18 protein-coding genes are annotated in these 19,399 nt (G+C 45.8%); all 18 read left to right on the top strand.

Going from position 1 to position 19,399, the window contains the following annotated elements; translation table 11 throughout:
- Nucleotides 1-4 precede the first annotated feature (4 nt).
- The 18 genes from D7D25_RS08565 (at nucleotide 5) to D7D25_RS08650 (ending at nucleotide 19,399) form a co-directional block, all read left to right on the top strand.
- Complete coding sequence (locus D7D25_RS08565; RefSeq protein WP_122968544.1) at nucleotides 5-1,225, top strand: beta-ketoacyl synthase; 1,221 nt, start codon at nucleotides 5-7, stop codon at nucleotides 1,223-1,225.
- 44 nt (nucleotides 1,226-1,269) lie between these two features.
- On the top strand, nucleotides 1,270-1,521 hold the full coding sequence (locus D7D25_RS08570) for an acyl carrier protein (RefSeq protein ID WP_122968545.1): 252 nt from the start codon (nucleotides 1,270-1,272) through the stop codon (nucleotides 1,519-1,521).
- Nucleotides 1,508-2,413 carry an acyltransferase gene (locus D7D25_RS08575; RefSeq protein WP_122968546.1) on the top strand — a complete coding sequence of 302 codons (906 nt, stop codon included), beginning with the start codon at nucleotides 1,508-1,510 and terminating at the stop codon, nucleotides 2,411-2,413. The genes D7D25_RS08570 and D7D25_RS08575 overlap by 14 nt, the downstream gene beginning before the upstream one ends.
- A gap of 55 nt (nucleotides 2,414-2,468) precedes the next feature.
- Nucleotides 2,469-3,560 (top strand): class I SAM-dependent methyltransferase, encoded by a 1,092-nt coding sequence (locus tag D7D25_RS08580; RefSeq protein WP_122968547.1) that lies wholly within the window; start codon nucleotides 2,469-2,471, stop codon nucleotides 3,558-3,560.
- A gap of 52 nt (nucleotides 3,561-3,612) precedes the next feature.
- Nucleotides 3,613-4,062 carry a hydroxymyristoyl-ACP dehydratase gene (locus tag D7D25_RS08585; protein WP_122968548.1) on the top strand — a complete coding sequence of 150 codons (450 nt, stop codon included), beginning with the start codon at nucleotides 3,613-3,615 and terminating at the stop codon, nucleotides 4,060-4,062.
- On the top strand, nucleotides 4,062-4,505 hold the full coding sequence (locus tag D7D25_RS08590; protein ID WP_122968549.1) for a thioesterase family protein: 444 nt from the start codon (nucleotides 4,062-4,064) through the stop codon (nucleotides 4,503-4,505). Before D7D25_RS08585 ends, D7D25_RS08590 begins: the two co-directional genes overlap by 1 nt.
- Complete coding sequence (locus D7D25_RS08595; protein WP_122968550.1) at nucleotides 4,478-6,283, top strand: beta-ketoacyl synthase; 1,806 nt, start codon at nucleotides 4,478-4,480, stop codon at nucleotides 6,281-6,283. Before D7D25_RS08590 ends, D7D25_RS08595 begins: the two co-directional genes overlap by 28 nt.
- A gap of 43 nt (nucleotides 6,284-6,326) precedes the next feature.
- Entirely contained in the window at nucleotides 6,327-6,584 is a 258-nt protein-coding gene (locus D7D25_RS08600; protein ID WP_122968551.1) for a phosphopantetheine-binding protein, read from the top strand.
- Nucleotides 6,581-7,765 (top strand): beta-ketoacyl synthase, encoded by a 1,185-nt coding sequence (locus D7D25_RS08605; RefSeq protein WP_122968552.1) that lies wholly within the window; start codon nucleotides 6,581-6,583, stop codon nucleotides 7,763-7,765. The genes D7D25_RS08600 and D7D25_RS08605 overlap by 4 nt, the downstream gene beginning before the upstream one ends.
- A gap of 3 nt (nucleotides 7,766-7,768) precedes the next feature.
- Nucleotides 7,769-8,638, top strand: coding sequence for a beta-ketoacyl synthase chain length factor (locus D7D25_RS08610; RefSeq protein WP_122968553.1), 870 nt, complete (start codon nucleotides 7,769-7,771; stop codon nucleotides 8,636-8,638).
- On the top strand, nucleotides 8,635-9,306 hold the full coding sequence (locus D7D25_RS08615; protein ID WP_122968554.1) for a polysaccharide deacetylase family protein: 672 nt from the start codon (nucleotides 8,635-8,637) through the stop codon (nucleotides 9,304-9,306). The genes D7D25_RS08610 and D7D25_RS08615 overlap by 4 nt, the downstream gene beginning before the upstream one ends.
- A 78-nt stretch (nucleotides 9,307-9,384) precedes the next feature.
- Nucleotides 9,385-10,017 (top strand): outer membrane lipoprotein carrier protein LolA, encoded by a 633-nt coding sequence (locus D7D25_RS08620; protein WP_122968555.1) that lies wholly within the window; start codon nucleotides 9,385-9,387, stop codon nucleotides 10,015-10,017.
- Complete coding sequence (locus D7D25_RS08625) at nucleotides 9,995-10,618, top strand: hypothetical protein (RefSeq protein WP_148038896.1); 624 nt, start codon at nucleotides 9,995-9,997, stop codon at nucleotides 10,616-10,618. The genes D7D25_RS08620 and D7D25_RS08625 overlap by 23 nt, the downstream gene beginning before the upstream one ends.
- 220 nt (nucleotides 10,619-10,838) lie before the next feature.
- Entirely contained in the window at nucleotides 10,839-11,210 is a 372-nt protein-coding gene (locus D7D25_RS08630) for a hypothetical protein (protein WP_148038897.1), read from the top strand.
- Nucleotides 11,162-12,358 (top strand): DUF2062 domain-containing protein, encoded by a 1,197-nt coding sequence (locus tag D7D25_RS08635; protein WP_255417238.1) that lies wholly within the window; start codon nucleotides 11,162-11,164, stop codon nucleotides 12,356-12,358. The genes D7D25_RS08630 and D7D25_RS08635 overlap by 49 nt, the downstream gene beginning before the upstream one ends.
- A complete protein-coding gene (locus D7D25_RS08640) occupies nucleotides 12,355-16,218 on the top strand; it encodes a trifunctional MMPL family transporter/lysophospholipid acyltransferase/class I SAM-dependent methyltransferase (RefSeq protein ID WP_122968559.1) in 3,864 nt (1,287 codons plus the stop codon). The genes D7D25_RS08635 and D7D25_RS08640 overlap by 4 nt, the downstream gene beginning before the upstream one ends.
- A gap of 6 nt (nucleotides 16,219-16,224) precedes the next feature.
- Complete coding sequence (locus D7D25_RS08645; protein WP_122968560.1) at nucleotides 16,225-17,721, top strand: NAD(P)/FAD-dependent oxidoreductase; 1,497 nt, start codon at nucleotides 16,225-16,227, stop codon at nucleotides 17,719-17,721.
- Between the two features lies 1 nt (nucleotide 17,722).
- On the top strand, nucleotides 17,723-19,399 hold the full coding sequence (locus D7D25_RS08650; RefSeq protein ID WP_122968561.1) for a C45 family peptidase: 1,677 nt from the start codon (nucleotides 17,723-17,725) through the stop codon (nucleotides 19,397-19,399).

The raw sequence follows: 19,399 nt of genomic DNA on the forward strand, positions 1-19,399 counted from the left end.
TTATATGAACAGAGTAGTTATCACGGGAATGGGTATTTATTCCTGTATCGGAAAAAACAAAGACGAAGTTCGTCAATCTTTATATGAAGGGAAATCGGGTATCGGGTTTGATCCAGTACGCAAAGAATTTGGCTTTCGTTCGGGCCTCACGGGTCTGCTCGAAGTGCCCGACCTGAAAACTCAACTCGACCGCCGTCAGCGTGCAGGGATTCCCGAACAGGGAAAATATGCTTACGTGGCTACTTTAGAAGCTTTTCAACAGGCAAAGATCGACAATGATTTTCTGGAAAATAATGAAGTAGGTATCCTCTACGGTAACGACAGTTCCGCTCAACCGGTTATTGAGGCCTGCGATATCATTCGTCAAAAAAGAAATACCGCGTTGGTGGGTTCAGGTTCTATCTTTCAGAGTATGAACTCTACCATCACAATGAACTTGTCGGTTATATTTAAGTTGAAAGGGATAAATTTTACTGTGTCGGGGGCTTGCGCAAGTGGTTCGCACGCTATTGGCATAGGTTACCTGCTTATCAAACATGGTCTTCAGGATTGCATTGTGTGCGGCGGGGCACAGGAGGTGAATCTGTTTTCCATAGGCAGTTTTGACGGGCTTTCAGCGTTTTCGGTACGCGAAGACGAACCGGCAAAAGCATCCCGCCCGTTCGATAGAAACCGCGACGGATTAGTGCCGAGCGGTGGTGGGGCCACCGTTATTCTTGAGAGTTACGAGTCGGCGGCCAGACGGGGAGCACCCATCCTTGCCGAAGTGGCGGGTTATGGGTTTTCATCCAATGGGAACCACATTTCCGTACCCAATGTGGATGGTCCGAAACGTTCTCTGGAGATGGCGATACGCGATGCCGGCATTTCGGTTGAAGAAATCGGTTACCTCAACGCACACGCTACTTCTACGCCGGTAGGCGACCTGAATGAGGCGAAAGCGATCGATGCCGTTTTTGGCGATCATAAACCCTATGTGGGATCTACCAAAGCGATGACCGGCCACGAGATGTGGATGGCGGGTGCGAGCGAAGTGATCTATTCGATGTTGATGATGCAAAATAATTTTATCGCTCCGACCATCAACTTTGAACAGGCAGATGATGATGCCCCGGAGCTTAACATTGCGACAGAGACAATTCATCATTCATTCGACACTTTTCTATCGAACTCATTTGGTTTTGGAGGTACTAATTCATCGTTGGTAATCAGGAAATTCAAGTAAGAAAACGACTGATTTTAATGAACGCAATCATCTTATATTGAATCATGGATAAAAAGGAACTTATCAAACTCATTAACGAAAATCTTGCAGAGGAGTTCGAAGTGGATATCGAGACAATTACGCCCGAGGCACACCTTATGGAAACGCTCGATCTGGACAGTCTCGATCTGGTGGATATGGTAGTGCTGATAGAGCAAAATTTTCACTTCACACCCAAAGCGACTGATTTCAGGGAAATAGCCACTTTTCAAGACTTCTATGAGTTTATAGAATCAAAAATGAATGGGCGACAATAACGACAAGAAATGGAGCGGAAAAACGCGTGGAGGCTCTTTCGGTTATGGTTTCTTTATTTTTCTGATTGACCGATTGGGAGTGCGGTTCGCGTATGTTTTTTTGGCTTTTGTCGTTGTCTATTTCATTCCTTTTGCTCCGAAAGCTACTGCGGCATCATGGTGGTACGCGCGGAATATTTTGAAGAAAGGCGCCTTTCAATCGTTCCTTTTCCTGTTTGCGAATTATTATCGTTTCGGACAGACATTGATTGATAAAGTAGCTGTCTCGGCAGGAAAAAAAGACCGGTATCAGTTTGTTTTTGATGAATCGTATTCCCGTTTTCTGGAAATTCTGAATCAGGAGAGAGGGGCTATCATGGTGAGTGCGCATGTCGGGAACTGGGAAATAGGAGCCCCTTTTTTTGATCAATACGGTAAGAAAATGCATATAGCCATGCTCGATGCCGAGTACCGGAAAATCAAAGAAATGCTTGAGCAGCATAGTGAAAGCCGCAACTATAACGTGCTCCCCCTTGATGAAACGGACGGATTATCGAATATCCTCCGGGCGAAAGCTATACTCGACCGTCATGAATATATCTGTTTTCAGGGTGACCGTTTTTTAGAAAATACACAGACTGCTGAAGTCGGGTTTCTCGGTAAAACAGCCCGTTTTCCCATTGGCCCTTTTCTGTTGGCTACACGCTTACAGGTTCCCGTAATTTTCTATTTTTCCATGCGTGAGTGGGGGATGAAATATAAATTTCATTTCCGGATAGCCGAATCTGTGCCTGGAGGTTCCGGATCAAAACCTGAATTCCGGCTTTTGGAACAATACGTGCAAGCACTCGAAACCATTGTGCAAAGATATCCGCACCAATGGTTCAACTATTACCGGTTCTGGGGAAAATGAGGTGAATATGATGACTATTTTTATGAAGATTTATATTTTTCGATAATAGAAAATAATGAAATTAGAAGCGCCACTAAAACAAGCTTATGAAAGCGACCATCTTACAGCCTCTGAGGCGCAACGGATGGCACATTTGATCGCATTTGCGCCGGTGGTCTTTCAGGTTGCCAGACTGATGCGCAAATTCGGAATTTTTTCGCTTTTGCGTGAGAGCGATAGCGGGCTGACTATGGATGAGGTGGCTGAACGGGTGGGAATTTCACGTTATGCGGCACAGGTCTTATTGGAGTCGTCACTTACTGCCGGAACGGTTCTGCTGAAAGATGAACGCTTTCACCTAAGTAAGACGGGTTGGTTTTTCCTTACCGATCCGATGATTGAAGTGAACATGAGCTTCAACCACGATGTGAATTATCTGGGGCTCTTTTCGCTTGAAGAAGCTTTGTTGAACGGTAAACCTGAAGGATTGAAAGTTTTTGGTGACTGGCCGACCATTTATGAAGGACTTTCGTCGCTACCTGACCAGGTGCAGAAAAGCTGGTTCGGGTTCGATCATTTTTATTCCGACAACTCATTTCCCCAGGCGCTTGAAGTGGTTTTTGCCCATTCGCCCAAAACGTTGCTCGACGTGGGGGGAAATACCGGTCGTTGGTCATTGCAATGTGTATATCATTCGCCCGATGTACAGGTTACCATCATGGATTTACCACAGCAGATAGGGTTGATGGAATCACAAACAGAACATCTGCCGGAGGTTGATCGTATTCACAGATATCCGGCCGATTTATTGGATACTGAAACTTCGTTTCCCGGCCCTTTTGATGCCATCTGGATGAGCCAGTTCCTGGACTGTTTTTCGGAGGAACAGGTTTTCAGCATTGTTTCCCGTGCGGCGAATTCCATGACCCGAAATACCCGCCTGTTCGTGATGGAAACATTTTGGGACCGGCAACGGTTTGAGACTTCGGCATTCTGCCTGACCCAGACCAGTGTTTATTTCACTGCCATGGCAAATGGAAACAGTAAAATGTACTATTCCGGGGATATGATGCGAATTATTGAAAAAGCCGGTCTGAAGATCGATAAGATTCATGATAATATCGGATTGGGGCATAGTATTCTGGAATGCGTAAAGAATGAAGAATGAAGAATGAAGAGTGAAGAATTAAAAATTAAAAATTAAAAATTAAAAATTAAAAGTGAACCCTTATATATCTCATTTTCAATATCCGGTTTATTCCGGTGAAACTGTTCTGGAGCTGATCCCGCAACGCGAACCGATGGTGATGGTTGATAAGTTTTTCGGCATGGAGGATCGCGATTCTTTTTCAGGGCTAACGGTCACGGAAGGAAACCTTTTCTGTTGCAATGATATACTCACCGAGGAAGGAGTGATCGAGCATTTTGCACAGTCGGCAGCAGCCCGGATAGGTTTTCTTTTCGTACAAAATAACGAAACTGTCCCTGTCGGATTTATCGGCGCAGTGAGCAAATTTTCCATCCATGCACATCCCCGGGTTGGTAATGAATTGTTGACAGTAGTTAGCATAATCCAGGAGGTGGGGAATATCACGCTTGTGGGTGTAAAGTCTTGGGTGGAAGATGAATTGATTGCCGAAGGTGAACTCAAAATATACTTGAACAAATAATGAAGCGAAAACAAAAACGGGAAGCGTCGCTTACCGACCGCGTGGAAATTCAGGTGCGGTTTAGCGAAGTGGATGCATTGCAGATAGTATGGCACGGCGAGTATGTGAAATACATCGAAGACGGACGGGAATCTTTTGGCCAACGCTACGGACTCAGCTATATGGATATGAGGAAAGCCGGTTTTGCAGCGCCGATCGTGAAGCTGAATATTGATTACAAACTCTCGCTCTCGTTCAACGAACAGGCCGTTGTGGAAACGCGTTATGTGGATTGCGATGCGGCAAAGATCCAGTTCGACTATACTATTTATCGCAAAAGCGACGGCGCCGTGGTTGCCGAAGCATCTACCATACAGGTTTTCACTCATCTAAACTCCAATTTGTTAGAGCTGAATAATCCCGATTTTTATCTGAGATGGAAAGAGAAATGGAACATCCGGTGATTTATCTGACGGCAGATGCCATGATCAGTTCGCTGGGGTTTTCTACCGGGGAATGCCGGGAACGTATGTTTCAGTATCAATCGGGAGTGCAACCTATCCGTGATTCGCAGTTTTATTCCGAATTGTTCTACGGGGCAAAAATTGATGATAATCGTTTACAATTACTTGTCCCGGAACACAATTTACATGATTTTTCCCGTTTTGAGCAGCTTCTTATACTTTCCATCCGTCAGACGCTTGGACAAAGTGGTGTGGATATAGGTCAAAATAATTGCGGATTTATACTGGCTTCCACCAAAGGCAATATTGGTCGGCTTTCTGTCGGAAACGAGACCGGGGATGGACTTCTCCTTTCCCATTCTGCCGAAAAAATTGCCGCATACTTTGGATTTTCAGCCAAACCCATCGTGCTTTGTAATGCCTGTATTTCGGGTATTTCGGCCATGATTGTTGCGAAAAGGTTGATTGAGAACGGTATGTTTACACACATGGTAGTGGCCGGAGGAGACGAACTGTCGGATTTTATCGTCAGTGGGTTCCATGCGTTCAAATCAGTAAGCACAGGTATCTGTAAACCTTATGATGCCGGTCGTGACGGACTTTCTTTGGGTGAGGCCATTGGGTCGGTTTTACTTACCACTGATAAAAAGCATGTGGCAGAGAAACAACCTGCGATGCTGCTCGGTGGAGCGATCACCAATGATGCAAACCATATCTCAGGGCCATCGCGTACGGGAGAAGAGTTGCATATGGCCATAGAACAGGCTTTGCGTCAATCCGGAATTTCTGCGAATGATATATCTTTTGTCAATGCGCACGGGACAGCCACTATTTACAACGACGAAATGGAGAGCAAGGCACTGTATCTCTCAGGACTTTCCGGCAAACCTTTGCAAAGCCTGAAACCCTATTTCGGGCATACGCTCGGAGCAGCCGGAGTAATTGAGACGATCATCTGTAAACAACAGCTCGAAAACGATATAGTGTTTGGTGTGCCGGGGCTTGAAACCATGGGTGTGCCACATCCGCTCAATATCGATGCTCTGCATCGCCCGATGAATTTGACTTATTGCCTGAAAACAGCTTCTGGCTTTGGCGGTTGTAATGCCGCCATCGTGATAGGTAAAGAACCTGTGCCGGGGAATAACCCCCTGTCCGGGAGCGTATCACTCCAGGGAAAACAGCTGGAGGAAACCTCTTCTCAAATACTGAAAAGAGCGAAAATTGTCTCCAAATGTAATATAAGTGCTTTGGGGGTGGAACTGAATGATGAACGTGTGCTTGCAAACGAACCGACAGATGATTTTCCCACTTTTATAAGAAAGGCTTACGCATCACTCAATCTGTCTTATCGCAAGTTTTTCAGGATGGACGATCTGTCGAAACTGGGCTTTCTCACCACAGCCTGGCTCACCCGTTCGGTGGATGGTTTTTCAGGGCTCCCCCCGGAATCAAAGGGTATCATTATGGCCAATCGTTCATCATCGCTCGATACGGACATTCACTATCGACAAAACCTCGATGCGGTGGGCGACCGGGAAGCAAGCCCTGCCATTTTCGTATACACATTGCCTAATGTTATGCTGGGTGAGATATGCATCTATTGGAAAATGAAAGGTGAAAACACCTTTTTTATCCAACGGGAGTTCGATAAGGATTTTTTAATTCAATATGCCGGAATGGTGATGAGTGAGCAGGATTTGAATTATTGTATTGTGGGATGGTGCGACTTGTTGGACAATAACTTTCTGTCGGAATTTTATTTGATGGAAAGGTGAGGGTTCGTTACCTTTGTCTTATGAAATAATATTACCTTTATTTATGGATCAACTGAAGCAAGAACTAAAAGAAGCGCTGATTCAGGCGCTGAACCTGGAAGATATAACCGCAGAGGAAATCGTGGACGAGGAACCGCTTTTCGGTGACGGGCTGGGGCTGGATTCTATCGATGCACTCGAAATTATCCTTATCCTGGAACGCAACTATGGTATCCGCCTGACAAAACCCGAAGAAGCCAGGGAAATTTTTTATTCCATTGATACGCTGGCCGATTTTATCGACAAGAACCGTAAAAAATGAGTGTTGCCATTACCGGAATAGGGTGTGTGTCGGGCTTGGGGTGCGGTGCTGATGAGCATTTGCAGGCATTCCGGTCCGGACGGAGTGGGTTGGGAAAGGTTACGCTTTTTCAGACCAAACTTCAGGTGCCCGTTGCGGAGGTGAAAATGAGCAACGAACAGTTGAAGGATCAACTCGGTCTGGATCCTGACCGGTTGTTCTCCCGCACCGCTTTGCTCGGAATGACGGCAGGCAAGCAGGCTTTTCAGGATGCAGGGCTTTCTAAGGGTCGCTTACGCATAGGACTGATCTCATCGTCATCGGTAGGCGGAATGGACCTGAGTGAGCAGTTTTTCACCGAATATTCCGTCAATCCCGGAAAAGGTCGTTTGCGTATGGTTGCCCATCACGATATAGGCGACCATACCGAGTGTATTGCTGATTATCTTCAGTTGGACGGTTTTCGGACGAGTATCAGCACCGCCTGTTCGTCGTCGGCCAACGCCATTATGTTTGGTGCGCGGATGATTGAGCAAGGTTTGCTCGATGCTGTGATAGCAGGTGGAGCCGATGCGTTATGCCGTTTCACGCTAAACGGTTTCAATTCGCTGATGATCCTGGACAAGGCTCCCTGTCGCCCGTTTGATGAAAGCCGGACAGGTCTTAATCTGGGAGAAGGCGCGGGCTATCTGGTGCTGCAATCGGAGAAGTCGCTCACGCCCGGTACGAAGGTGTATTGCCGGCTTACGGGCTATGCCAATGCCAACGACGCTTATCACCAAACGGCCTCATCTCCTGAAGGGGAAGGGGCGTTTCTGGCAATGCTGCATGCTCTGGGGAAAGCAGGGATCGAATCTGCAACCGTGGATTATATCAATGTTCACGGAACGGGAACGAACAATAACGACCTATCCGAAAGTACTGCGATCAAACGGCTTTTCGGCGAGTACGTGCCGCCGTTCAGTTCCACCAAACCGTTTACCGGACATACGCTTGGCGCAGCCGGAGGATTGGAGGCCGTTTTCAGTGTGCTGGCCCTTCATGAAAGGGTCATTTTCCCCAATCTCAATTTCAAAACGCCTATCATGCAAACCGGATTATCACCTGTTACGCGGATGAGGGAGGATCAGGATATAACCACTGTGCTTTCCAATTCATTCGGATTTGGCGGAAACAACGCGTCATTGATTTTTCAGAAGTAACCAATGGACAGTTATTCCGTTTACATACAATCTGTTGCATCCATTTATCCGGAGGGTGAACCGGTGGAAGGTCGTTTTTCCATTAATGAACCCGACTATAAAGAGTGGATCAAGGAGGCAGGGTCGCGCCGCCGCATGAGCCGTATTGTGAAAATGGGTGTTACCGCCGGTCTGCAATGCCTGCAAAATATGGCTGTAAAACCGGAAGCCATTATCACTGCCACGGGGCTGGGTTGTCTGGCTGATACCGAGAAGTTTTTACAATCGATCGGTTCGCTAAACGAGGAGTTGCTGTCACCCACACCGTTCATCCAGTCCACGTTCAACACCATTGGCGCGCAGATCGCCTTGCTGTCGGATAACAAAGCTTACAATAGCACCTATGTCCACCGTGCGTTCTCATTCGAGAGCGCTCTGCTCGACGGTATGATGCAGTTGCAAACCGGCAATGCGGATAGCGTGCTTGTGGGTGCGGTGGAGGAACTGACACCCACGGTTTTTTATATTCTGGAACGAATGGGTGCATGGCGAAAATTTCCGGCAGGCGAGGGGACATCCTTCTTTTTGCTGGGTAATGAAAAAACGCATCAAACCGTTGCCCGTATTGTTGCGGTGGATATGCAGCGCGGAAATTTTTCGAAGGATCAATTGACCCAAAAACGGTCGGATCTTCTGCGAAGAAATGGTGTCTCCGACGCTCGTATTGTTTCCGAGGAAATGTTCAAACCCATTTGTGGCGAATACCAAACCGCATCCTCGTTTGGTTTATGGTATGCCTGCACGCAATTGAACGGTAACGGTTTTGTGCTGATTACCAACTCTTGGCTCAATAATTATACGGCAGTCGTGATCGAAAAATTTACAAAAGAATGACTTGGCTTGGCATGGGTGCTTTGGTTCTTATCCTGGCGTTTATCTTGTTTTACGCTTCTTATTCCATTTCAGCAGGAGTGTATGTGAAAGCGGTTTGTAAGCTCAACATAAAAGACAAGGTGGTCGCACTCACTTATGACGACGGTCCTGAACCTGCTGCAACACTACCTCTGCTCGAAGTGCTGAGAAAACATAATGCCAAAGCCTGTTTTTTTTGTGTCGGACAAAAAGCGGAACAGTATCCCGATATTGTCAGGCGGATAGTGGACGAAGGACACGCGATAGGGAACCACTCATACCATCATGAAAGTAAATTTCCACTTTATGGAAAGCGTAAGATGAAGGAGGATTTACTGAAAGCTCAGCAAATCCTGGAAGGAGTTTCGGGACAGGAAGTCCACCTTTTCCGTCCCCCTTTCGGTGTGACAAACCCTACGATAGGTAGTGTGGTCAAAGAACTCGGATGGACAGCCATAGGATGGAGTATCCGCTCGTTCGACACGCAAACCCAAACAGCTGACAAAGTGCTGCACCGGATTAAACGAAAACTGAAACCGGGAGTCATTATTTTGTTGCATGACCCTATGCCGTTCTCTGCCGAATTGACCGAGAAATTGTTGATATATCTCCAAAAAAACGGATATAAGGTCGTACCAATAACGATGTGATGATTTAATAATTTGATGATGTGATGATAAATCGTTAAATCAACAAACCAGTAAACCAGTAAATCAACAAATCAATATATGTATAAAATTACAGCCCTGTTATATACCCTTTCACTCTCTTTTGTCATCTTCAGTCAGGAGATGCAACCCATCACAAATACCGTGGATTTTGAGAAGAACCTGAAGGATGCTGCTGAAAAGATCCAATCGGTGGAAAGCAACTTCCGGCAGGAGAAATTCATGAAAGTCTTTTCCGAGAAAATGGTTTCCACTGGTATGTTCTGCTACCGCAAACCCAATAAAATCAGTCTGCAATACGACAAGCCAATGCAGTACACAGTTACTATCAATGACGACAAGCTGCAAACCGTTACAGGCGGGAAAAAGACAACCGTCAATCTGGGTTCGAACAAAATGATGGCGCAAATGAGAGGCCTGATCGAAGCCAGTATGATAGGCAACATTTCAGCATTGGGCAAGGAATATGACTTGCAGTATTTTCAATCGGATTCGGAATATTTTGTGAGGATATCCCCGACAAGCAAGGCCGTAAAAGCCTATATCAAGGAGATCGGGATTACGTTCGACAGGCGGACCATGGAGGTAAGAAGGCTTCGAATGGCCGAAAACAACGATGATTACACTGATTACATTTTCATCAATTCTCAATACAACACACTTCAATCGGATGAGAAATTCACTGTTCGTTAGTATTGCAGCTTTTTGTCTGCTCGCTACTTCGTGTGGATCCTCCATACGCGGTGGATGCGGCCAAACCGAAACGCTGTCTCTTAACCGTACAGATATTCCGTGGGTGATACAAGCGAACGATAGCCTGCAAACTTTCGACATAGAAATATCATTTTTTGGAAAACACCTGAATGGAATGATGCTTGTGAAGAGGCAAGATTCCGAGACTGTCCGAATACTTATCAATAGCTACTTCGGGATGAGTATGGCCGATTTTGAATTACAACCTGGTACCTTTACTGTGCATTATCTGCTCGACGCCATGGATAAACCGGCGGTGGTGAACCTCTTCAAAACCGATTTCGGATTATTGCTTGGGATCCATCTGCCGGAACAATTTACTGCTCAAAAATCGTTATGCAGCCATCCTGAACAATTGATCTCTGTTGAAACTGTAAATGGAAAATATCAATACAGGATAAATCGTGAAAATCAATATATTAACCAAATAAAAGCTCCCGGCGTAAACGTGGAAATCCCGCACTATACCTATCCGCGCACTATCACCCTCAAACACCGCGGTATCTTTAGCCCTGCGATAGTGATCAGGGAAATGGAATAAAGGAAGATCATTGATTCTGAAACGGGTGAAATCAAAAATTTCATGTACATTTGTGTGATCTAAGAAGTTGCATTTTCATATGATTATTTTAAACATGTCGGTTTCATATGATTATAACGATTATTTTTAGAGGTGTCATATGGAAGTCGCTTTTCATCATATTCTTGTGTGAGAACAATTTTGACTAGGTCGATTACTTTGTAATTCATGCTTGTTTCTTATGAATAAACTGGAAGAACTTTTTCAACTCGAGTTTCAAAGCGAGGCCGGGGGTGTTTCCCGTTTCCATTGCGAAACAGATAGCGGGCATCCTCTGTTTGCCGGGCATTTTCCCGGAATGCCTATAATACCGGGTGTGTGTATGCTCAACGTGGTGAAGCGTGCGGTTTCCCAAAAGCTCGATCGTGAAGTTTCGTTTTGGAAAATCAGGGAATGCAAATTTTTGTCGGCAATAAATCCTATGGAGAATAAGGTGTTTGATATAGAATTCGGGTTGACCGATGAACAGGAAGTGCGTGCTGCGGTTTTTATAGGCGACACGCGATGTATGAAACTGAAAGCGACTTTGTCTTGCGAATGGAAGGATATCTGAAAAATACGATTATAATTATACCTACATATAATAACGCTGCCACGGTAGGTGATGTGATTGAGCGGACCCTTCCTTTCGGGCTTCCTGTGCTGGTAGTAAACGACGGTTCAACAGATAACACGCGGGAAGTGTTGACACAATTCCCCACGATCCGTGTTATCCATTTTCCTAAAAATAGGGGTAAGGGAGCCGCGCTGAAAGCCGGATTGAAAACTGCGGCCAAAGAGAATTTCCGCTATGCCATCACACTCGATTCCGACGGGCAGCATTATCCCGAAGATATTCCCCTCTTTTTGGAAGAGGTCGAAAAAACACCTGATGCCCTGCTTGTAGGGGCACGCAATCTGCAAGCCCACAATATGCCCGGTAAGAATACTTTTGCCAATAAATTCTCCAATTTCTGGTTCAGGATCGAAACGGGTAAAAAAATGAAGGATACACAATCGGGTTACCGCCTCTACCCCTTGGAAAAAATAAAAAATCTGACACTTTTCACCGGAAAATATGAATTTGAGTTAGAGATTATTGTGCAATCGGCCTGGCGTGGAGTGAATGTCCGCAATGTGCCCGCACGTGTATATTATCCGCCCGAAGGTGAACGGGTGAGCCATTTCCATCCGTGGCGTGATTTTACCCGCATCAGCCTGCTCAATACCGTTTTGGTATTGGTGGCGCTGCTTTGGTACTATCCGTGGAAAACGGTACGCGGTCTGACAAAAGAAAATATCCGGAAGTTTATCCGGAACAATATCACTCATTCCAACGAAAGTAACGAACGAATTACCGGTGCCGTGATGCTGGGTGTCTTTATGGGTATCGTGCCGGTATGGGGCTATCAGATGGTGCTTGCTTTTCTTCTGGCACATTTGCTTAAACTCAACAAAGTGATCACGCTGGTGGCGTCGAACATCAGTATTCCGCCGATGATCCCGCTTATCCTGTTCGGCAGTTATGCTACCGGAGCGTGGTTGTTGGGAAGGGCGTTGAATTTCTCCGTCGAAAATATGTCGCTTGAGTTTGTGATGAGCTCGCTCCTGCAATACGTGTTGGGAAGTATCGTATTTGCCGTGGCATGTGGTTTGGCTGCCGGATTGGTTTGCCATACGTTGTTGGTAATTTTCCGCAAACCCAAAACGGCCGTGCTATGAGCAAAATTTTTGTCAATATCTACGAATATTTATCGCAAAAGAGGATTTTGCGAAATATACTGATGTTCGGCAGTTTTGCGCTGTTGCTTCTTTTTGCCGTTCAACTGCGGTTTGAAGAAGAATTTACCCGTTTTTTTCCCGACAACGCGGGTTCAAAAAACAATGAACTGGTTTTTCAAAACCTGAAAGTAAAGGATAAGATCATTGTGATGATCTCGGCGCGTGATTCGCTCAGGGGAGACGAACTGCTCGATTCGATCGTGCTCGCAGGCCAGCGGATGAGTGAGCTCATCAGTACGGGTATTGCTGCGGATTATCTGCTTAATATCCTTTCTGAAGTGGGTGAGGATGTAGTGTCCCAGACAGGTGATTTTCTGTATGGCTATTTACCTGTTTTCCTGACGGACGACGATTACCGGCATATGGATACGTTGCTGACGGCGGATGCGGTTGACCTTCGGATGCAGCAAAACTTTGCTAACCTTATGTCGCCTGCCGGACTGGCGCTTAAATCGACTATTCCGCAAGATCCGCTCGGCTTTGGCGGAAATGTAATGCTGGGACTGAAAGATTTTGAAAATATCTCGAATTACGAAATATACGACAACCATATCTTCTCTTCCGACCTATCCACGCTTTTGCTGATTCTTTCGCCAAAATACGGTACGGGAGAAATCGGGAAAAATGACAATTTGATTGCTGAATTGGAAAGACTCTCTACCGAAGTGGAGCAGGAATATTCCGGTGTGCATGTACAGTTCTTTGGTGGTCCCTCGGTGGCGGTGTACAATGCCCGACAGGTGAAAAAAGACACCTACCTCACACTCGGAGCGGCGTTGCTTATCATCATCCTGTTTATGTCGGTGATGTTCAGAAGCCGGAGTGCGATCCCTCTTTTGCTTACACCGGTGGTTTACGGTGGAATTTTTGCTTTGGCGATGATTTTTTTCATTAAAGGGTCCATTTCTGCTATTGCCATAGGAGTAGGAGCAGTAGTGTTGGGTATCGCGCTGAGCTATTCTATTCATGTGCTTACCCATTATAACCACGTACAATCGCGCCGCCAATTAATCCAAGAACTCTCCTATCCGCTGGTCGTGGGCGGATTCACCACCATTGGTGCATTCCTTTCGCTGTTGTTCACTTCGTCCGACATTTTGCGCGATTTCGGGTTGTTTTCCGCCCTTTCGTTGGTGGGCACCACCTTGTTCTGCCTGATTTTTCTGCCTCACCTTCTGGGTAGAAAGACTGATTCGCAAACTTCCCGGAGAGCGCTGAAGGTAGTCGAAAAAATCACATCCTATCCTTTTGAGAAAAACAAAATCCTATTAGGGGTGATCCTGGCGCTTTTTGTTGCCGGACTTTTCACCATGCGTAATGTGAAGTTCGACAGTGATATCTCTAACCTGAATTACGAACCTGCGCATATCAGCCAAGCCGAGCATAAAATGAGCCATCTTTTCATGAGAGGTGACCGTCAACAAATCATGTTTGTTTCGATAGGCAAAACGGTGGAAGAGGCCCTGCGCAATTATGCTGAAAATAACAGTTCACTGGCCCTATTAAAAGCACAAGGGAAGATTCAGGATTTTGTATCGTCGGAAAAACTGATGATCTCACCGCGACAGCAGCAAGAGCGCATCCGCCGATGGAACGATTTCTGGACGGATGCCAGAAAACAATGGCTAAAAGCCGAAATCCGGGAGAGCGGAATGAAGTATGGATTTTCTCCTGATGCCTTTGAGCCGTTTTTTTACCTGTTGGATAAAGAATTCAAACCGTTCTCACCGGAAGAGCTGGGTGAGAATATCCCTTTCCTGGCGGACTGGGTAGTGAGTGACGGCAATTCGCTGATGTGCGTCACCCAGGTACAGTTGTCGGACAATCAGAAAGATTTCGTGTACGATACAATGGGCACTGATCCCGACCTGGTAATTTTTGACCGAGCATTTTTTATCAATAAATGGGTTTCGGTGATCAATGACGATTTCAACACCATTTTATTTCTCTCATCGCTGATTATTTTTCTGGCGTTGCTTATCTCCTATGGGCGGTTCGAACTTACGTTGATGGCTTTTGCTCCGATGGCAATCAGTTGGGTGATCATTCTGGGTCTGATGGCTATCTTCGGTATCGAATTCAATATCATCAATATCATATTGTCCACGTTTATTTTTGGATTGGGAGACGATTTCTCCATCTTTATGATGGATGGTGTGCAGCAGGAATACCGTACAGGTAAGAAACTGGTTAATTCACATAAAATAGCTATTCTGTTTTCAGCATTTACTGCTACGGTAGGGATGGGTGTACTGATCTTCGCCAGACATCCCGCCCTGAAATCCATTTCGTTGATCAGCATTCTGGGCATGATGTCTGTTTTGCTGGTTTCATACACGGTGATCCCGCTTCTGTTCCGCACTTTCATTACCCGTCCCGCACGCGAAGGAAATTATCCCTACACGCTTTTTTATCTGGTTTGCACCACACTGATTTATGTGTCATTTGTTTTGGGAAGCCTGCTTCTGTTTATTGCGAGACTTCTGCTGGCTTTAGTGCCCGTCTCAATCAGAAAGAAACAAGTGCTGTTCAGCCGGATGATCATGTACAGTACACGGCTGTTCCTATTCTTTATTTTCTATACGAGAAAGAGAATTATTAATGACGGTGGTGAAGATTTAAAAAAACAGGCTGTTATTGTGGCTAACCATCAATCCATGATCGATATCCTGATCATGCTTTCGCTTTCGCCCAAGATTGTCATGGTAACCAATCGCTGGGTGTGGAACTCACCTGTTTTCGGGCACGTGGTGCGTTATGCCGGATTTATACCTACGCAGAAAGGGTTTGCAAATATGGGTGAAATACTTCGTGAAAAAGTAGCCGACGGCTATTCGGTTGTAGTATTTCCTGAAGGTACCCGCTCGGCGGACGGACAGATCAAACGGTTCCACAAAGGCGCATTTATGCTGGCTGAGAGCCTACGGTTAGATGTGGTTCCGATGGTGATTTACGGTACCGGACAGATACTCAATAAGCGACAGATGTTGTATGTGAAGCCGGGTACTTACGGAGCAAGCTTCCTACCGAGAATTTCGGCTGAAAAGCTGTCGGAATACGGTTCAACGCATGATGCCGCAAAAGCGGTGAAAACTATTATAAGCAACGAATACCATCGTTTGCAGGAGTGCTACAATCGACCCGATAACCTCTATTTCAGGCATAAACTGGTACAAAACTATGTATACAAAGGGCCGGTGGAAGAGTGGTATGTGCGGGTGAAATCGGCAATGGAGAAATATTACGCTTATTTCGAACGTATTATTCCCCGTTGTGCGTCGGTGGTAGATGTGGGTTGCGGATATGGTATGCTCTCCTACATGCTGTCCACAACTTCGCCTGAACGTACGGTTTTAGGTGTCGATTACGACGATGAAAAAATTGCGATAGCGAATCGCAATTTCTCCAAAACACCGCAAATCCGCTTTGAATGCACTGATGCCTTGCAATATGAATATCCGTATGCCGATGTGTTTGTGGTAAATGATATGCTGCATTATATGGATTATGATTCGCAGGAGATTTTATTGGAGAAATGCGTGGAAAAGATAAACGATAGCGGTATGATTATCGTGCGTGACAGTGATGCCGATCGACCTCGGGAGCATAAAATAACACGGTTTACCGAAATGCTTTCTACCCGTTTTTTCAAATTCAACAAAACGGAACAGCAGTTGCAATTCCCTACGGCGAAGCAGTTCGAAGCATTTGCCCGGAAACACCGACTGGATTTGGAGCGGCATTCGAATGACAAGCTGACATCCAATCAGATTTTTATTTTCAGGAAGAAAAAAGGATAACGTTTTATGCGGAAATATGATATCGTCATTATCGGTAGCGGATTGGGCGGTTTGCTTTGCGGCGCAGTGCTGTCCAAAGAAGGTTATTCGGTATGCGTGCTTGAGAAAAACGCCATACCGGGCGGTTGTTTTCAGGGATTCAGACGTTTCGGACGAACACTTGATACTGGTGTGCACTACATCGGGAGTATGGACGAAGATGAGCCATTGAACCGTTGCTTTTCCTACCTTGGTATCATGGACGAGATAAACCTTGTGCGATTGGATGAAGATGGTTTCGATCGGATTGTATATCCCCATAAATCATATTCCTATGCCATGGGAGAAAAGCGGTTTATCGAGACACTTGCCAAAGATTTTCCTGACGAAAGGGAGAACCTGCAACGTTATATGAAAGTGATCTCGGATATTGCAAGTGCCGTCACAGTGGAGGGCTTCAGAAAGGGCAGGATTTCAACGTCAAACCTGGATGTTTTTTCTCTCTCGGCCTGGAAAACCATTGCGGGGATCACTCAAAACGAGCGTCTTCGTCACGTGCTTTCAAATCCTGCCATGCTCTACGGCGGTGACAAATTGGTGTCTACCTTTTATATTCATGCAATGACAGCATCGTCTTACCTGCATGGCTCCTATCGTTTTGTCGGGAGCAGTATGCAACTGACCGATACCCTCGTGCATAAGATTGAAAGTAACGGCGGAAAAGTGATCACCCGAGCACAGGCTACAGCTATTCGTTGCGACCAAAACATTGTAAGTGGTGTGGAAGTGAATAACAGTGAATTGATTCAGGCAAAGAATGTCATTTCTACGATGCATCCGATGAAAACCCTCGAAATCATCGACGGAGCCACTAATATCCGTAAGGCGTATCTGTCGAGACTGAGTGCGTTGCCCAATTCTTATGGTTTTTTTACGGTGTATCTGATTAAGAAGAAAAATTCTTCAAGGTATATCAATCACAATATTTATTTTTATGCTGACGGGCAGGATGCGTGGCACAGGACATCGTTTCCGGATGATAAGGGTGTGGTTGGTGTGCTGACGTCGATGCGCCCCAGCGAAGAAGATCTCCGCTATGCCAATGTGGTAGAGTTGCTGACGCCGATGCTTTACAGAGAAGTGGAACCGTGGAAAGATACGCTTTACGAGCGGCGCGGCGATGATTACCTGCAATTCAAGGAGCGGAAAACCGAAGATATTCTCCGGTTTGTGAGACAGTTTGATCCCTCGCTTTTGGAGAATACGGAGCACATAGTGACTACCACTCCGCTTTCGTATCGCGACTATACCGGCTCACCGGAAGGCTCGGCATACGGTATAATGAAAAATTGCCAGAACCCCCTTTCCACACTTATTCCGATACGGAGCAAGGTGAAAAATCTCATGTTTGCCGGACAAAATGTGAACATGCACGGCGTACTCGGGGTTACACTCACTTCTCTGCTTAGTTGCAGCGAGTTATTGGGCGAAGAATATCTGGCAAAGAAAATAGGAAACAGTTGATATGCACCTCCTGATGAAAATATTGAAATGGTTGGCAATCGGATTTATAACTTTGGTGATAATCCTCATTGCCGGTTCGTATATTCTCTACTCCACGACTGACATGAAACAACCCGATCTGGACGTGTCCGATCTATCTGACCTTCCGTTTTCCATCACCGACAGTCTCCGTTCGTACGGAGACAATACGCTCATCCTGAACCGGCAAGGTCTCTGGGAATTATATGTGAAGGGTACACCTTTTGAAAGAGGAGTGGCTATTGGACGCATTTCGGAAGATCTGCTTTATTATCAGGAAAAAGTGTTTGTGGATGAAATCAGGAAAATCATCCCTTCGGAAAAATACCTGAAATTCCTGCGTTATTTCCTGGTCATTTTCAACCGCAATTTGGGTAAACAGGTGCCCGAAGAAAACCGCGAAGAGATTTACGGTATTTCACTTTCGTGTACAGACGAGTTCGACGCCATCGGCACACCCTACGAGCGTCAGCTCAACTACCATGCTGCACACGACATCGGACATATGATGCAGGCATACAGGTTGGTGGGATGCAGTTCGTTTGGCACCTGGGGCAATGAGAGTGCCGACTCCATGTTGATTATCGGGCGAAATTTCGACTTTTTCGTGGGAGATGATTTTGCCAAAAACAAAGTGGTGGCATTCTATCATCCTGATGAAGGCTATAAATTTGCGTCGGTTTGCTGGATTGGGATGACAGGCGTGCTTTCGGGAATGAATGAAGTGGGACTCACCGTTACTATCAACGCTTCACAGGCGTCTGTGCCTATCGGTTCTGCGACACCTGTCTCGATCCTGGCGCGCATTATTTTGCAGTATGCCGGCACTATCGATGAAGCCTACAGAATAGCCGAATCTCACAAAACATTTGTGGCTGAAAGCCTGCTTGTCGGTTCCGCAAAGGATGGGAAAGTTGTGATTATCGAGAAATCACCAGATAAAATAGGGATGCACCAATCATCGTCCGGGCGAATCGTATGCACGAACCATTATCAATCCGACGTTTTCAGGAATGATCCGAAAAATGCGGAAAATATCCGTACGACGGACAGCGGTTACCGTCTGCACCGGATGAATGAATTACTCGATCGCGCGGGAAAAGTCGACCATCAAAAAGCCGCCGGAATCCTGCGTGATACGTTGGGCTTGCAAGACAAACTTATCGGACTTACTAACGAGAAATCGATCAACCAATTCATCGCACATCACTCAGTGATTTTCAAACCGCAGGAACTGAAAATGTGGGTCTCCACCTCACCATGGCAGATGGGTGAATTTGTGATGTATGATCTGGGTGAAATTTTCGGGAAAATGGATAGTGCGAAAATTACTGTTTCCAGTGTAGATGCTGATCTGACAATTGAACCTGATGCCGGGCTCACTTCAGGTACTTACATCCGGGTACAGAATTACCGTCGGTTGAAGGATGAAATTAGTAACGCCATAAAACAGGGAGAAACAGTCGATTCAAAGAGGTTGGAAGTATTCCTGCAAACCAATGCCGAGTATTTTTACACCTATGAACTGCTAGGGGATTATTACCTTTCACAAGATAAACCTGCCGAAGCGCTTAGTTACTGGCAAACGGCATTGACAAAGGAAATTCCACGACTGGGAGATAAGGAAAATATTGAGAAAAAGATCGGGAAAAACAACTAA

It is taken from the genome of Proteiniphilum sp. X52 (assembly GCF_003712195.1).
Lineage (GTDB): Bacteria > Bacteroidota > Bacteroidia > Bacteroidales > Dysgonomonadaceae > Proteiniphilum.

What these genes read in the sequence shown, in the direction of transcription:
- D7D25_RS08600 (WP_122968551.1), top strand. Translation starts at nt 6,327, where the DNA reads ATGGATCAACTGAAGCAAGAACTAAAAGAAGCGCTGATTCAGGCGCTG.
- D7D25_RS08615 (WP_122968554.1), top strand. Translation starts at nt 8,635, where the DNA reads ATGACTTGGCTTGGCATGGGTGCTTTGGTTCTTATCCTGGCGTTTATC.
- D7D25_RS08565 (WP_122968544.1), top strand. Translation starts at nt 5, where the DNA reads ATGAACAGAGTAGTTATCACGGGAATGGGTATTTATTCCTGTATCGGA.
- D7D25_RS08630 (WP_148038897.1), top strand. Translation starts at nt 10,839, where the DNA reads ATGAATAAACTGGAAGAACTTTTTCAACTCGAGTTTCAAAGCGAGGCC.
- D7D25_RS08580 (WP_122968547.1), top strand. Translation starts at nt 2,469, where the DNA reads ATGAAATTAGAAGCGCCACTAAAACAAGCTTATGAAAGCGACCATCTT.
- D7D25_RS08575 (WP_122968546.1), top strand. Translation starts at nt 1,508, where the DNA reads ATGGGCGACAATAACGACAAGAAATGGAGCGGAAAAACGCGTGGAGGC.
- D7D25_RS08650 (WP_122968561.1), top strand. Translation starts at nt 17,723, where the DNA reads ATGCACCTCCTGATGAAAATATTGAAATGGTTGGCAATCGGATTTATA.
- D7D25_RS08635 (WP_255417238.1), top strand. Translation starts at nt 11,162, where the DNA reads ATGTATGAAACTGAAAGCGACTTTGTCTTGCGAATGGAAGGATATCTG.
- D7D25_RS08610 (WP_122968553.1), top strand. Translation starts at nt 7,769, where the DNA reads ATGGACAGTTATTCCGTTTACATACAATCTGTTGCATCCATTTATCCG.
- D7D25_RS08605 (WP_122968552.1), top strand. Translation starts at nt 6,581, where the DNA reads ATGAGTGTTGCCATTACCGGAATAGGGTGTGTGTCGGGCTTGGGGTGC.
- D7D25_RS08590 (WP_122968549.1), top strand. Translation starts at nt 4,062, where the DNA reads ATGAAGCGAAAACAAAAACGGGAAGCGTCGCTTACCGACCGCGTGGAA.
- D7D25_RS08640 (WP_122968559.1), top strand. Translation starts at nt 12,355, where the DNA reads ATGAGCAAAATTTTTGTCAATATCTACGAATATTTATCGCAAAAGAGG.
- D7D25_RS08620 (WP_122968555.1), top strand. Translation starts at nt 9,385, where the DNA reads ATGTATAAAATTACAGCCCTGTTATATACCCTTTCACTCTCTTTTGTC.
- D7D25_RS08645 (WP_122968560.1), top strand. Translation starts at nt 16,225, where the DNA reads ATGCGGAAATATGATATCGTCATTATCGGTAGCGGATTGGGCGGTTTG.
- D7D25_RS08625 (WP_148038896.1), top strand. Translation starts at nt 9,995, where the DNA reads ATGAGAAATTCACTGTTCGTTAGTATTGCAGCTTTTTGTCTGCTCGCT.
- D7D25_RS08595 (WP_122968550.1), top strand. Translation starts at nt 4,478, where the DNA reads ATGGAAAGAGAAATGGAACATCCGGTGATTTATCTGACGGCAGATGCC.
- D7D25_RS08570 (WP_122968545.1), top strand. Translation starts at nt 1,270, where the DNA reads ATGGATAAAAAGGAACTTATCAAACTCATTAACGAAAATCTTGCAGAG.